Raw genomic sequence first — 13,232 nt, forward strand, 5'->3', positions numbered from 1 at the left:
CCTGCCGGCCGGCGTCGACGTCGAAATCGCGCTGCAGTAAGACCGCAAGACCTTCGAGCCTGCTACCTTCGCCGGCAGGCCCGGAAAAAGAAAAGCCGCATTCCCCGGAATGCGGCTTTTTTGTTTGTGGCGCGCAACGGTCAATCGCGCTAAGTGCTTGTGCTGCCTGAAAAAAACGTGCTAATATGCGAAGCTTGCCATTTTGTGGCAAGAGCAGCTATGGAAAAAAGGCAGGCGGGTTCGATTTTCAGAGCCATCGTGCCTTTGACCAGGTTGAACATAGTCGTAGGGCAGAGGCCGTTACCCTTTGCCTGATTAGCCCCGACCAATCGCAGTCGGGAATGGAGAAAACGATGTCGAATTCGACACCCACGCCCGCCGCTCACCGGCTGGGGCTGGTGGGTCGCAAGGTCGGCATGACCCGCATTTTCACCGAGGATGGCGAATCCATTCCGGTGACCGTGCTGGACGTGTCGAACAACCGCGTGACCCAAGTTAAGTCGCTGGAAACCGACGGCTACGCCGCGATCCAGGTGGCTTATGGCACTCGTCGTGCCTCGCGCGTGGCTCAGCCGCAAACGGGCCACTACGCCAAGGCCGGCGCTGAAGCCGGCAGCATCCTGAAAGAATTCCGCCTTGATCCCGCCCGCGCCGCCGAATTCGCGGCTGGTGCCGTGATCGCCGTGGAATCGGTGTTCGAAGCCGGCCAACAGGTCGACGTCACGGGCACCACCATCGGTAAAGGCTTCGCCGGTACCATCAAGCGCCACAACTTCGGTTCGCAGCGCGCGTCGCACGGTAACTCCCGTTCGCACCGCGTCCCGGGCTCGATTGGTCAAGCTCAAGATCCGGGCCGTATCTTCCCGGGTAAGCGCATGGCCGGTCACCTGGGTGATGTCACCCGCACCGTTCAAAACCTCGACGTCGTTCGCGTTGACGCTGAGCGCGGCCTGCTGCTGGTCAAGGGCGCCGTCCCCGGCCACGCTGGCGCCGACATCGTCGTGCGTCCGGCCATCAAGGCCCCGGCCAAGAAGGGAGCGTAAGTAAATGGATCTCAAGCTCCTGAACGACCAAGGTCAGGCCGCCGCGACTTTCAGCGCGCCCGACACGATCTTCGGCCGCGACTTCAACGAAGCCCTGATTCATCAGATCGTGGTGGCCTTCCAGGCCAACGCCCGTTCCGGCAACCGCGCTCAGAAGGATCGTGCCGAAGTCAAGCACACCACCAAGAAGCCCTGGCGCCAGAAGGGTACCGGCCGCGCTCGCGCCGGTATGACCTCGTCGCCGCTGTGGCGTGGGGGTGGTCGGACTTTCCCGAACTCGCCCGAAGAGAACTTCAGCCAGAAGGTCAACAAGAAGATGTACCGCGCCGGGATCCGCTCGATCCTGTCGCAGCTGGCTCGCGAAGACCGCATCGCCGTCGTCGAATCGTTCGATCTGGAATCGCCCAAGACCAAGGCCGCCGCTGCAAAGCTGAAGAGCCTGGGCCTGGACTCGGTCCTGATCATCACCGACAGCGTCGATGAAAATGTTTACCTCGCCACCCGCAACCTGCCGCACGTTGCCGTTGTCGAGCCCCGTTATGCCGATCCGTTGTCGCTGGTCCACTACAAGAAAGTGCTGATCACCAAGCCGGCCATCGCTCAACTCGAGGAGATGCTGGGATGAACGCTGAACGCTTGATGCAAGTCATTCTGGCGCCGATCGTGACCGAAAAGGCCACCTTCGTTGCCGAGAAGAATCAGCAAGTCGCTTTCCGTGTCGTGGCTGACGCTACCAAGCCGGAAATCAAGGCTGCCGTCGAACTGCTCTTCAAGGTGCAGGTCGAGTCCGTGCAGGTCCTCAACCGTAAGGGCAAAGTCAAGCGCTTTGGCCGATTCGTTGGCCGCCGCCGCAATGAGCGCAAGGCCTACGTCTCGCTCAAGGACGGCCAGGAAATCGACTTTGCGGAGGTGAAGTAAATGGCCCTCGTAAAAGTTAAGCCGACTTCGGCTGGCCGCCGTGGCATGGTGAAGGTCGTCAGCCCGAACCTGCACAAGGGCGAGCCCTACGCGCCGCTGCTGGAAAAGAAGACCCGTGGCTCGGGCCGTAACAACAACGGCCACATCACGGTCCGCCATCGTGGCGGCGGTCACAAGCAACACTACCGTGTCGTCGACTTCCGTCGCGACAAGGATGGCATTCCGGCCAAGGTCGAGCGTCTGGAATACGACCCCAACCGTACGGCGCACATCGCTCTGCTGTGCTACGCCGACGGCGAACGTCGCTACATCATCGCTCCGCGCGGCCTGGAAGTGGGCGCCACGCTGGTCTCGGGCATCGAAGCCCCGATCCGCGCCGGCAACACCCTGCCGATCCGCAACATCCCGGTGGGTACGACCATTCACTGCGTCGAAATGATCCCTGGCAAGGGTGCCCAGATGGTCCGCTCGGCCGGCGCTTCCGCCGTCCTGCTGGCCCGTGAAGGCGTCTACGCTCAGGTCCGTCTGCGCTCGGGTGAAGTCCGCCGTGTGCACATCGAGTGCCGCGCCACCATCGGTGAAGTCGGTAACGAAGAACACAGCCTGCGCCAGATCGGCAAGGCCGGTGCAATGCGTTGGCGCGGTGTCCGCCCGACGGTCCGTGGCGTCGCCATGAACCCGGTGGATCACCCGCACGGTGGCGGTGAAGGCCGTACCGGTGAAGCACGCGAACCGGTCAGCCCGTGGGGCACTCCGGCGAAGGGTTACAAGACCCGTCGCAACAAGCGGACGAACAATATGATCGTCCAACGGCGCAAGCGCAAGTAAGAGGCGAACACTATGTCACGTTCGATCAAGAAAGGCCCGTTTGTCGATGCTCACCTGATCAAGAAGGTGGACACGGCCGTCGCGGGCAAAGACAAGAAGCCGATCAAGACCTGGTCGCGTCGCTCGACGATCCTGCCCGAGTTCATCGGTCTGACGATCGCTGTGCACAACGGCAAGCAACATGTTCCCGTGTACATCAACGAGAACATGGTCGGTCACAAGCTGGGCGAGTTCGCGCTGACCCGCACGTTCAAGGGTCACGCCGCGGACAAGAAGGCGAAGAGGTAAGCGATGGAAACTACTGCCATTATCCGTGGGGTTCACATCTCCGCTCAAAAGACGCGCCTGGTTGCGGATCTGATCCGCGGCAAGTCCGTCGCGCAAGCGTTGAACATCCTCACCTTCTCGCCGAAGAAGGCCGCCGCCATCCTGAAGAAGGCTGTCGAGTCCGCCATCGCCAACGCCGAGCACAACGACGGCGCCGATATCGACGAACTGAAGGTCACCACGATTTTCGTGGACAAGGCCCAGTCGATGAAGCGCTTCTCCGCTCGCGCCAAGGGCCGCGGCAACCGTATCGAGAAGCAGACCTGCCACATCACGGTCAAGGTCGGAGCTTAAGGAGTCACGATGGGTCAGAAAATTCACCCCACTGGGTTCCGTCTCGCGGTCACCCGTAATTGGTCCTCGCGTTGGTTCGCCGACGACAAGGCCTTCGGCTCGATGCTGGCCGAAGACATCCGCGTGCGCGAGTACCTGAAGAAGAAGCTCAAGAGCGCCTCCGTCGGTCGCGTGATCATCGAGCGTCCCGCCAAGAATGCCCGCATCACCGTCTACTCGGCTCGTCCGGGCGTGGTGATCGGCAAGCGCGGCGAAGACATCGAAAGCCTGAAGGCTGATCTGCAGCGCCTGATGGGCGTGCCCGTGCACGTCAACATCGAAGAAATCCGCAAGCCGGAAACCGATGCTCAACTGATCGCCGACTCGATCTCGCAACAGCTCGAGAAGCGCATCATGTTCCGCCGCGCCATGAAGCGCGCGATGCAGAACGCCATGCGTCTGGGTGCCCAAGGCATCAAGATCATGAGCTCGGGCCGTCTGAACGGTATCGAAATTGCCCGCACCGAGTGGTATCGCGAAGGCCGTGTGCCGCTGCACACGCTCAAGGCCAACATCGACTACGGCACCTCCGAAGCCCACACCACGTACGGCGTGATCGGCATCAAGGTCTGGGTCTACAAGGGCGACATGCTGGCCAACGGCGAACTGCCGCCGGAAACCGCCGCCCCGCGTGAAGAAGAACGTCGTCCGCGCCGCGCTCCGCGTGGTGATCGTCCGGACGGTGCTCGCACCGGTCGTCCGGGTGGTCGTGGCCGTGGTCCCCGCAAGGCGGACGCTGCTCCGGCGCCTGAAGGAGAATAACCATGCTGCAACCCTCTCGCAGAAAGTATCGCAAAGAGCAGAAGGGCCGCAACACCGGTCTGGCGACCCGCGGCACCAACGTGTCGTTCGGCGAATTCGGTCTGAAGGCCACCGGCCGCGGCCGTCTGACCGCCCGTCAGATCGAAGCCGCTCGTCGTGCCATCAATCGTCACATCAAGCGTGGCGGCCGTATCTGGATTCGTATCTTCCCGGATAAGCCCATCTCGCAGAAGCCTGCCGAAGTCCGTATGGGTAACGGTAAGGGCAACCCGGAGTACTGGGTCGCCGAAATCCAGCCCGGCAAGGTGCTCTACGAAATGGAAGGGGTTAGCGAAGAGCTCGCGCGTGAAGCTTTCCGCCTGGCCGCTGCCAAGCTGCCGATTTCGACCACGTTCGTCGCGCGTCATATCGGTGCTTAAGGAGTACTAAGATGAAAGCCAGCGAACTCCGTTCGAAAGACGCCGCCGAGCTCGGCAAAGAGCTCGAAAGCCTGCTGAAGGCACAATTCGGTCTGCGTATGCAGAAGGCCACGCAGCAGCTTGCCAACACCAGCCAGCTGCGCAACGTGCGCCGCGACATCGCGCGCGTGCGTACCTTGCTGACCGAGAAGGCAGGGAAATAAAGATGAGCGAAACTCAAAACACCCAAGTGGCCAAGCGCCAGCGTACGCTGGTCGGCAAGGTCGTCAGCAACAAGATGGACAAGACTGTCGTCGTGCTCGTCGAGCGCCGCGTCAAGCACCCCATCTTCGGCAAGATCATCATGCGTTCCGCGAAGTACAAGGCGCACGATGAATCGAACCAGTACAACGAAGGCGATACGGTTGAAATCGCTGAAGGCCGTCCCATCTCGCGCTCGAAGTCGTGGCGCGTGGTGCGTCTGGTTGAAGCCGCACGTATCATCTAAGTGAAAGCAGTTTGTCGGAACGGTTCGCCGTTCCGATAATGAAACGGCAAGGGATCAAACCCTTGCCGTTTTTTTTGCGCCGTGCGGAAGTGTGGCGGGGCTTGTTTTCAGCGGTGGGCCATCTCGCGCAGCCGGCCCGCGATGCCGGTGGGAAAGTAATACACCGACACCACGAACAGGATGCCCAGCCACAGCAGCCAGCGGTCGGGTTCGAACAGCAGGGCCAGCGGCGCGACGCCGGAGACCAGGCCGTGCACGTGGTGCAGGCCGTCCTGCAGATAGCTCTGGGCGAATACGAACAGGCTGGCGCCCACCACCGCGCCGTACATGGTGCCCATGCCGCCGATCACCAGCATCAGCAGGATATTGAGCATGATCTCGAACGACAGCGAGGCGTCGGGGCCGTTGTAGCGCAGCCAGAGCGCGTACATGGCGCCGGCCAGCGTGGCGAAGGCGGCCGCCAGGAGATTGGACAGGCTGCGGTACAGCACGGTGCGGTAGCCGATGGCTTCGGCGCGGAAGGGGTTCTCGCGGATCGCCTGCAGCACGCGGCCGAAGGGCGAGTTCACGATGCGCAGCAGCAGCAGGAACAGCACCAGGCAGACCGCGGCGATCAGGTAGTAGGTGATGATGCGGCCGTCCACGTTCACGCCGAACAGCGGCTCGGAGAACGGCCGGAAGGCCGGGCGCAGCATCTGCGGCACCTTGAAGCTCAGGCCGTCCTCGCCGCCGGTCAGGTGCGACAGCTGCGACACCAGGGTCTGGAACGCGGCGGCCACCGCCAGCGTGATCATGGCGTAGAAGATGGCGCGCACCCGCAGGCTGGCCAGGCCGATCAAGAGCGCGAAGGCCAGCGACACCGCCAGGCCGGCGGCCGTGCCGGCCAGTATCGCGGTCCAGCCGGGCTCCATGCGCACGCTGGCGATGGCCACGCCATAGGCGCCGATGCCGAAGAACATGGTGTGCGCGAAACTGACGATGCCGGTGTAGCCCAGCAGCAGGTCGTAGCTGGCCACCAGGATCACGAACACCAGGATCTTGGCGGCCACGGCCAGCGACTTCGGGCCGGGAAACAGAAAGGGCGCGGCCGCCAGCGCGGCCACGATCGCGATCAGCAGCAACGTCAGCACGGCGCTGCGGGGAGGGTCGCCGGAAAGCAGGCGTACGGACATGTCGGTTCCTAGCGGTTCGTGACCGGATACACGCCCTGCGGGCGCCACAGCAGGATGGCGACCATCAGCGCGATGTTCGAGAACAGGGCGGCCTTGGGCATCAGAAAGCCCGTGTAGTTGGCCATCAGGCCCACCAGCAGCGCGCCGATCAGGCAGCCCACGGTCGAGCCGAGGCCGCCGATCATGATGACGATGAAGATCAGCACGTTGACCTGCGCGCCCAGCTGCGGCACCACCGACTGCTGGTACATGCCCCACAGCACCCCGCCCAGCCCCGCCAGCATCGAGCCGGCGACGAACACGCCCACGAACAGGTGGCGGATGCGGTAGCCCAGGCTTTCCACCATCTCGCGGTCTTCCACCCCGGCGCGGATCAGCAGGCCGAGCTTGGTGCGGTTGAGCAGCCACAGCATGCCGCCCAGCACCAGCAGTCCGGCCACCAGCGCCACGATGCGGAACTTCTCGATGGCGGCGTCACCCAGCAGGAACGCGCCGCGCATGGCCTCGGGCAGCGGCAGCGAAATCGTCTGCGGGCCCCACAGCATCTTGATGATCTCTTCGCCGATGATCATGCCGCCCATCGTGATCAGGATCTGCTTGAGATGCTGCCCGTACACCGGGCGCACGATGACGCGTTCGAACGCCAGGCCGACGGCGCCGGCCACCAGCATGCCGACGATCATGGCCGGCAGCACCGCGGCCAGGTTCACCCACAGGCTGCCGGACTGGGTCCAGTCGGCCATGGCGCCCAGCACCGTGGCCGCCATGTACGCGCCGATGGCGATGAACAGGCCGTGGCCGAAGTTCAGCACGTCCATCAGCCCGAAGACCAGCGTCATGCCGGAGGCCACGATGAAGATGATCATGCCCATCGCCAGGCCGGCCAGGGTCAGCGTGACCCAGGTCGACAGCGAGCCCACCAGCGGCAGCGCGATCGCCGCCAGGGCCAGCACCAGCAGCGCCGGGCGCAGGTCCGCGCGCACGCGCGGCAAGGGGGTATCGAGTTCCAGCGTGCTCATTGGTGGCTTCCCAGCGACAGGCCCAGCAGGCGCGTCTGTAATGCGTCGTCCTCGGCCAGCTGCGCCATGCTGCCGGCATGGACCACGCGGCCGTTGTCCATCACGGCGACGTGATCGCCCACGAGGCGGGCGAAATTGAAGTTCTGCTCGACCAGCAGGATGGTGGTGGAGGCCTGCTTCAGTTCGATGAAGGCGTCGATCATGTTCCGCACGATGGCGGGCGCCAGGCCCTTGCTGGGCTCGTCGACCAGCAGCAGCCGGCGCGGCTCGATGATGGCGCGCGCCACCGCCAGCATCTGCTTCTGGCCGCCCGACAGCTTGCCGGCCGGGTGCAGCCAGAATTTCTTCAGCGCCGGGAAGAAACCGAAGATCCATTCCAGCCGGGCGCTGTCGAGCTGGCTGGCGTTGCGCGCCTGGCGCGCCGCCAGCAGGATGTTCTCCTTGACCGACAGGTCGGCGAAGATGCCCATGTTCTCGGGCACGTAGGCCATGCCCAGGCGCGCCATGTCGGGCGGCGAGGTGCGCGTGCCGGGCCCGCCCACCGGCGCGCCGTCGAAGCGCACCTGGCCTTGCGAGGCGCGCCACAGTCCCATGATCGTGCGCAGCGTGGTGGTCTTGCCCGCGCCGTTGCGTCCCAGCAGCATGGTCACGCCGGCGGCGGGCACCGCCAGGTCGACGCCGTGCAGGATGTGGTAGGCGCCGATGTGCGTGTGCACGTCCTTCAATTCCAGCAGTGCTTGCGTCATGCCGCCTTCTCCGTGGGGCTCACGCCCAGATAGGCCTGCTGCACGATGGGCGAGGCGATGACTTCGGCCGGCTCGCCGTCGGCCATCAGGCGGCCGTTGTGCAGCACCACGATGCGGTCGGCCAGTTCGCGCACCACGTCCATCTTGTGCTCCACCAGCAGGATGGTCTTGCTTGCGTCGTTCTTGATTTCGCGGATCAGCTCCAGCACCACCGGCACGTCGTCCACGCTCATGCCGGCCGTGGGCTCGTCGAACATGAACACCTGCGGATCGAGCGCGACCAGCATCGCGATCTCCAGCTTGCGCTGGTCGCCGTGCGGCAGGTCGGCGGCCGGCTGGTCGCGGCGCGCCGACAGGCGGGTGCGCGCCAGCAGCGCGTCGGCGCGTTCGATCAGGGCGCGGTCGTCGCTCCAGGTGCGCCAGAAACGGATCTGGCGCCAGCCCAAGCCTTGCTGGCGCGACTGCAGCGCCAGCCGCACGTTCTCGTGCACGCTCAGGCGCGGAAACAGCTGGGTCAGCTGGAACGCCCGGCCCAGGCCCGCGTGCATGCGCGCCGGCGCGCCCAGCGCGGTGAGGTCGCGTCCGTTCAGGCGCACCGTGCCGGCGCTGGCGCGCAGCTGGCCGGAGATCAGATTGAAGTAAGTGGTCTTGCCCGCGCCGTTGGGGCCGACGATGGCCGTCAGCGTGCCGGGCGCGTAACTGCAGCTGACTTCGTCGACGGCCACGTGCCCGCCGAAACGGATGGTGAGCGATTGGGTCTCCAGCATGGACGGATGCGGGCTCAGCGCTTGTTCTGGATGGGCACCGACATCTGGTCGGGCGTGATTTCCCTGACCAGGTCCTGCACCGCCCACGGCACCGAGGGATCGTTCTTGATGCGGAAGTGGTACATGGACTGCATGGCCTGGTGGTCCTCGGGGCGGAATGTCATCTTGCCCTTGGGCGTGTCGAAGCTCATGCCTTCCATGGCCTTGATCAGCGCGTCGGTGTCGGAGTCGCCCTTGGTCCTGGCCAGCGCCGTCGCGATCGCGATGCCCGAGGCCATGCCGCCGGCGGTGAAGAAGTCCGGCGGCTGCCCGTAGCGCTTCTGGTGTTCGGCCACCAGCCAGTCGTTGATCGGGTTCTTGGGTATGCCGTAGTAGTAATAGGTGGCGCCTTCCATGCCGACCAGCGATTTCAGCGGCGTCATGGCCGCCAGCGTGTTGCCGCCGGTGGCGATCTCGATGCCGAAGCGCTGCGGGTCGAGGTCGGCGATCTTGAACGGGTTGCCGGCGCCGGCCCACAGGATGAAGATGATCTTGCGCCCGGGCTGGTCCTTCAGCGCATCGAACAGGCGCTGCGCGCCGGCGGTGAAATCGGTGGCGTTGGCCGGCAGATATTCCTCGTGCACGATCTTGGCGTTCTTCAGGGCGCTCTTGAACGCCTTGACGCCGTCGCGGCCGAAGGCGTAGTCCTGCGCGAGCATGGCGATGGAGGTGCCGGCCTGGTCGAAGGCGACCGCGTTGGCGATGGCGTCCTGCGAGGAATTGCGGCCGGTGCGGAAGATGTACCGGTTCCACTTGTCGCCGGTGATGGAGTCCGCCACGGCGGGCTCGACCAGCAGGATCTTCTCGTACTCTTCGGCGATCGGCAGCATGGCCAGCGCCACGCCGGACGACGTGGGGCCCACGGCGATGTCGGCATTGTCGTCGGCATAGGCCGAGGCCAGCTGGGCGCGCGCCACGTCGGGCTTGCCCTGGTTGTCCTTCTCGATGACGCGGATCTTGCGCCCGGCCACCGTCATGCTGCCCTGGGTCGCGTACTCCAGGCCCAGCATCAGGCCGGCCTGGGTCTGCTTGGCGTAGGCCTCCAGCGGGCCGGTCTTGTCGTAGACGTGGGCCACGACGAAATCCTTCGCCGCGGCCGCGGAACTCATGCACAGGCCGGCGAGCGCGGCGAGCAGTAGGCGTTTCATAGGGGACTCCTGTTTATCAGTGACGTGCGGCGAGGAATTGGCGGACGGCTTCGATCTGCGGGGCGACGTTGAGCGCGGGGGCGTGGCCGCAATCGGGGAAATCGATGCGCTGCGCGCGCGGGCCGCGCCGCGTCATGGCCTCGGCCACTTCCGGCAGCAGCAGATCAGACTCGGCCCCGCGCAGCAGCAGCAGCGGCATGCGCAGCGAGTCATAGCCGCTCCAGCGGTCGTAGTCGTCGGGATGATGGCTGAACTGGCCGACGATGGCCGGGTCGTAGTGCGCGGTCACGCGCCCGTCCGGCAGGCGGCGCATCGAGGTCTCGGCCATGCGGCGCCATTGCTCGTCGCTCTGCCAGCCATAGGGCTTGTAGGCGGCGCGCAGCCAGGTCTCCAGTTCGGTGACCGTGTCGAAGGCCGGCGGATCGCCGGCGTAGTCCAGGATGCGCCGGATGGCGGGGCGCGGCAGTTCCGGCCCGATGTCGTTGACCACCAGGCGCGAGATGCGGTCGCGCAGGGTGGTGGCCGCGGCATGCATGCCGATGGCGCCGCCCATGGACGTGCCGACCCAGCGCACGCTGGCAAGCGCCAGCCCGTCGAGCAGGGCGCGCGCCAGCCGCGCGTAGAAGTCCAGCCGGTATTCGGCCACCGGGTCCGGGCTCCATTGCGACAGGCCGCGGCCGATCGTGTCCGGGCAGATGATGCGGTAGTCGGGCGCCAGCGCCTGCGCCAGCTCGTCGAAGTCGCGCCCGGTGCGCGCCAGGCCATGCCACATGACCAGCGGCGGCGCGTCGGGGGCGCCCCATTCGGTGTAATGCAGTTCGCGGCCTTCGCAGCGCAGATAGCGCGAGGCCGGCGCGGGCGCGGTCGCCATGAGTCTCCTCCCGGTGGGTCCAGGTCGTTCTGTGCGGTTGTTGTACGCTTATGCGGGTGAATATAGACTTGCGCCAGGCGCGCGCACAATGCGCCGCCCGCCCTGCTGCAGGCTGAGTCAAGAACTTGTAGACGCAAGATCAATTTGCGCTTCGCATCCCAGGAGACCGCGCCATGTCGGAGACGGAATTCGCCATTTCGGCCGGCGCCGGCGCGGACCGGCGCGATCAATGGCGCGCGGCGCTGGCCGACGCCTTCGGCCCCTTCGAGGTCCACGGCGGCAAGCCCGGCCATTTCGCCGGGCGCCTGCGCTACGCGCGCCGCGCCAGCCTGCAGTTCAACGACCTGCACTACCAGGGCCAGCAGCTCGAACGCACGGCCGGCAATGTCTCGCGGCTGGACCAGGAGTTCTATACCTTCGGCCTGCCGCTGGCCGGGCCGCTGGCGGTGCGCCAGCAGGGGCGGGAATTCCAGGTCGAGCCGGGCTGCGTGTACCTGATGAACCAGAGCCTGCCGTACCAGGCCACGGCGCTGGGCGCCGGCGGCTACCGCAGCCTGAGCATCTCGTTTCCGCGCAGCGCGCTGTCGCAGCGCGATTCGCGCGTCGGCGCCTTCCACAAACTGCGCATCGATGACGGCTCGCCGCGGGGCGCCATGCTGGCCAGCTACATGGAACACATGTTCAAGGGCATGGACGGCTGGTCCGACGCCGAGGTCGCCGAACTGGGCGAGCGCCTGATCGACCTGATCGTGCTGTTCCTGGTGCAGCCGGGGCAGGGCCATGCGTCGGAGTCGGACAGCAGCGTGACGGTGGCGCACCGCCAGCGCGTGCTGGCCTACATCCGGCAGCACCTGGCCGATCCCGAACTGTCGCCGGCGCGCGTGGCCGAAGGCTGCGGCATCTCCGTGGCCTACCTGCACCGCATCCTGCGCGCCGGCGGGCTGTCGGCGGAGTCCTTCATCTTCGACCAGCGGCTGGAACGCTGCCACGCGCTGCTGCTGGACCCGCGCCATCGCCATCGCGCGATTTCCGAACTCGCCTACCAGGTCGGGTTCTCGCATCCGGCGCATTTCAGCCGCCTGTTCAAGCGGCGCTTCGGCATGTCGGCGCGCGAACTGCGCGCCCGTTCCTAGGACGCGGCCGCCGCCAGCGCCGCGTCCAGGTCGCCGATGATGTCGGCGTGGCTCTCGAAGCCCACGCCGAGCCGGATCAGTCCCGGCGGCAACCCCGATTCCGCCAGCTGCTGCGGCGTCATCATGCCCGCCCACATGGCCGCCGGATGCACCACCAGGGTCGAGAACGAGCCGAAGCTGGCCGAGCGATGCGCCAGCGTGAGCGCGCCCACGACGCGCTCGGCCTGCGCCATGCGGCCCGGCACCTCGAAACTCAGCACGCCGCCGTATCCGCTCATCTGCGCGCGCGCCAGCGCGTGCTGCGGATGGCTTTCCAGGCCGGGATAGTGCACCGCCGACACCGCCGGGTGCGCGGCCAGGTGCCGGGCGACGGCCAGCGCGGTTTCGTTCTGGCGCGCCACGCGCATGGGCAGGGTGCGCAGGCCGCGCAGCACCAGCCAGGCGGCGAAGGGGTCCAGCGTCGCGCCCAGCAGATAGGCCTTTTCCCACACGGCCTTGATGCGCTGCTCGTCGCCCACCAGCACGCCGGCCGAGGCGTCGCCGTGGCCGCACAGGTACTTGGTGGCGCTGTGCATCACCAGGTCCATGCCTAGCGCCAGCGGCTGCTGGTTGATGGGCGAGGCGATGGTGTTGTCGACCAGCGTGGTGATGCCGCGGGCGCGCGCGATGTCCGACATGCGCGCCAGGTCCGTCAGGCGCAGCATCGGATTGGACGGGCTTTCCAGCACGAAGAGGCGGGTCTCGGGGCGCGCGGCGGCGGCGAAGCCGTCGGCGTCGGCCTGGTCCACGAAGCTCACGTCGATGCCGAGCTGCGGCGCGATGTTCTGCAGCAGGCCGGTGGTGCCGCCGTACAGCACGCGCTGCGCCACCACGTGGTCGCCGCGGCCGGCGAAGGCCAGCAGCGCCGCCGTGATGGCGCCCATGCCGGAGGCGGTGGCCAGCGCGCATTCGCCGCCTTCCAGCCCGGCCACGGCGGACTCGAACGCGCGCGTCGTGGGGTTGCCGTAACGTGTATAGAATCCCGGATGCAGGGGCCGCGTCGCCATGTCCAGGAACACGCCGGCCTCGTCCGTGGCGAAGCTGGCCGTCTGGTACAGCGGCGGGGCCACGGGATACGAGCTTTCCGGCAGCAGTACGGCCGCCTGCGCCAGGCGGGTATGGGGATCGGAATGGGAAGACATCGTCTATGACCTCATCGAATGATTTCAGGTCCTACGATC

General features: G+C 66.1%; 19 protein-coding genes. 11 read left to right on the forward strand and 8 right to left on the reverse strand.

Features of this window, described 5'->3' with window-relative positions; genetic code table 11:
* Nucleotides 1-211, reverse strand: a 211-nt coding sequence (locus tag C1I89_RS34920) for a hypothetical protein (protein WP_219929607.1), incomplete at its 3' end; no start/stop codon positions are given.
* Nucleotides 212-353: 142 nt separating this feature from the next.
* Between C1I89_RS34920 and rplC the strand changes: the two genes are divergently transcribed.
* The 10 genes from rplC to rpsQ are packed head-to-tail and all read left to right on the forward strand — an operon-like array spanning nt 354 to nt 5,117.
* On the forward strand, nt 354-1,043 hold the full coding sequence (rplC, locus tag C1I89_RS24470) for a 50S ribosomal protein L3 (RefSeq protein ID WP_168202287.1): 690 nt from the start codon (nt 354-356) through the stop codon (nt 1,041-1,043).
* 4 nt (nt 1,044-1,047) lie between these two features.
* A complete protein-coding gene (rplD, locus tag C1I89_RS24475) occupies nt 1,048-1,668 on the forward strand; it encodes a 50S ribosomal protein L4 (protein ID WP_043541548.1) in 621 nt (206 codons plus the stop codon).
* Entirely contained in the window at nt 1,665-1,961 is a 297-nt protein-coding gene (gene rplW / locus C1I89_RS24480) for a 50S ribosomal protein L23 (RefSeq protein WP_006216557.1), read from the forward strand. The genes rplD and rplW overlap by 4 nt, the downstream gene beginning before the upstream one ends.
* Nucleotides 1,962-2,789 carry a 50S ribosomal protein L2 gene (gene rplB / locus C1I89_RS24485; protein ID WP_102775024.1) on the forward strand — a complete coding sequence of 276 codons (828 nt, stop codon included), beginning with the start codon at nt 1,962-1,964 and terminating at the stop codon, nt 2,787-2,789.
* A 12-nt stretch (nt 2,790-2,801) separates the two neighbouring features.
* Nucleotides 2,802-3,077: a 30S ribosomal protein S19 gene (gene rpsS / locus C1I89_RS24490; protein WP_006216555.1), complete on the forward strand. Its 276-nt coding sequence runs from the start codon at nt 2,802-2,804 to the stop codon at nt 3,075-3,077.
* A 3-nt stretch (nt 3,078-3,080) separates the two neighbouring features.
* Complete coding sequence (gene rplV / locus C1I89_RS24495; RefSeq protein WP_102775025.1) at nt 3,081-3,410, forward strand: 50S ribosomal protein L22; 330 nt, start codon at nt 3,081-3,083, stop codon at nt 3,408-3,410.
* A 9-nt stretch (nt 3,411-3,419) separates the two neighbouring features.
* Nucleotides 3,420-4,211 (forward strand): 30S ribosomal protein S3, encoded by a 792-nt coding sequence (gene rpsC / locus C1I89_RS24500; protein WP_006389609.1) that lies wholly within the window; start codon nt 3,420-3,422, stop codon nt 4,209-4,211.
* A 2-nt stretch (nt 4,212-4,213) separates the two neighbouring features.
* Complete coding sequence (gene rplP, locus C1I89_RS24505; protein WP_029579982.1) at nt 4,214-4,630, forward strand: 50S ribosomal protein L16; 417 nt, start codon at nt 4,214-4,216, stop codon at nt 4,628-4,630.
* A gap of 11 nt (nt 4,631-4,641) precedes the next feature.
* Nucleotides 4,642-4,833 carry a 50S ribosomal protein L29 gene (gene rpmC / locus C1I89_RS24510; protein ID WP_003806912.1) on the forward strand — a complete coding sequence of 64 codons (192 nt, stop codon included), beginning with the start codon at nt 4,642-4,644 and terminating at the stop codon, nt 4,831-4,833.
* A 2-nt stretch (nt 4,834-4,835) separates the two neighbouring features.
* The gene (gene rpsQ / locus C1I89_RS24515) at nt 4,836-5,117 is read left to right on the forward strand and encodes a 30S ribosomal protein S17 (protein ID WP_006216549.1); all 282 of its coding nucleotides are present in this window, start codon (nt 4,836-4,838) and stop codon (nt 5,115-5,117) included.
* A gap of 107 nt (nt 5,118-5,224) precedes the next feature.
* Here rpsQ and C1I89_RS24520 read toward each other — a convergent pair whose 3' ends face one another.
* The 6 genes from C1I89_RS24520 to C1I89_RS24545 are packed head-to-tail and all read right to left on the reverse strand — an operon-like array spanning nt 5,225 to nt 10,879.
* Nucleotides 5,225-6,289 carry a branched-chain amino acid ABC transporter permease gene (locus C1I89_RS24520; RefSeq protein ID WP_102775026.1) on the reverse strand — a complete coding sequence of 355 codons (1,065 nt, stop codon included), beginning with the start codon at nt 6,287-6,289 and terminating at the stop codon, nt 5,225-5,227.
* A gap of 8 nt (nt 6,290-6,297) precedes the next feature.
* Entirely contained in the window at nt 6,298-7,308 is a 1,011-nt protein-coding gene (locus C1I89_RS24525; protein ID WP_102775027.1) for a branched-chain amino acid ABC transporter permease, read from the reverse strand.
* The gene (locus C1I89_RS24530) at nt 7,305-8,054 is read right to left on the reverse strand and encodes an ABC transporter ATP-binding protein (RefSeq protein ID WP_102775028.1); all 750 of its coding nucleotides are present in this window, start codon (nt 8,052-8,054) and stop codon (nt 7,305-7,307) included. Before C1I89_RS24530 ends, C1I89_RS24525 begins: the two co-directional genes overlap by 4 nt.
* A complete protein-coding gene (locus tag C1I89_RS24535; RefSeq protein WP_102775029.1) occupies nt 8,051-8,821 on the reverse strand; it encodes an ABC transporter ATP-binding protein in 771 nt (256 codons plus the stop codon). The genes C1I89_RS24530 and C1I89_RS24535 overlap by 4 nt, the downstream gene beginning before the upstream one ends.
* Nucleotides 8,822-8,835: 14 nt before the next feature.
* Nucleotides 8,836-10,008: a substrate-binding domain-containing protein gene (locus C1I89_RS24540; RefSeq protein ID WP_102775030.1), complete on the reverse strand. Its 1,173-nt coding sequence runs from the start codon at nt 10,006-10,008 to the stop codon at nt 8,836-8,838.
* Nucleotides 10,009-10,024: 16 nt separating this feature from the next.
* A complete protein-coding gene (locus C1I89_RS24545; protein WP_102775031.1) occupies nt 10,025-10,879 on the reverse strand; it encodes an alpha/beta fold hydrolase in 855 nt (284 codons plus the stop codon).
* Between the two features lie 173 nt (nt 10,880-11,052).
* Between C1I89_RS24545 and C1I89_RS24550 the strand changes: the two genes are divergently transcribed.
* Entirely contained in the window at nt 11,053-12,012 is a 960-nt protein-coding gene (locus C1I89_RS24550; RefSeq protein WP_102775032.1) for a helix-turn-helix domain-containing protein, read from the forward strand.
* Here C1I89_RS24550 and C1I89_RS24555 read toward each other — a convergent pair.
* Nucleotides 12,009-13,193 (reverse strand): trans-sulfuration enzyme family protein, encoded by a 1,185-nt coding sequence (locus tag C1I89_RS24555; RefSeq protein WP_102775033.1) that lies wholly within the window; start codon nt 13,191-13,193, stop codon nt 12,009-12,011. The genes C1I89_RS24550 and C1I89_RS24555 overlap by 4 nt on opposite strands.
* Nucleotides 13,194-13,232 lie beyond the last annotated feature (39 nt).

The organism is Achromobacter pulmonis, assembly GCF_002885955.2.
Lineage (GTDB): Bacteria > Pseudomonadota > Gammaproteobacteria > Burkholderiales > Burkholderiaceae_B > Achromobacter > Achromobacter pulmonis_A.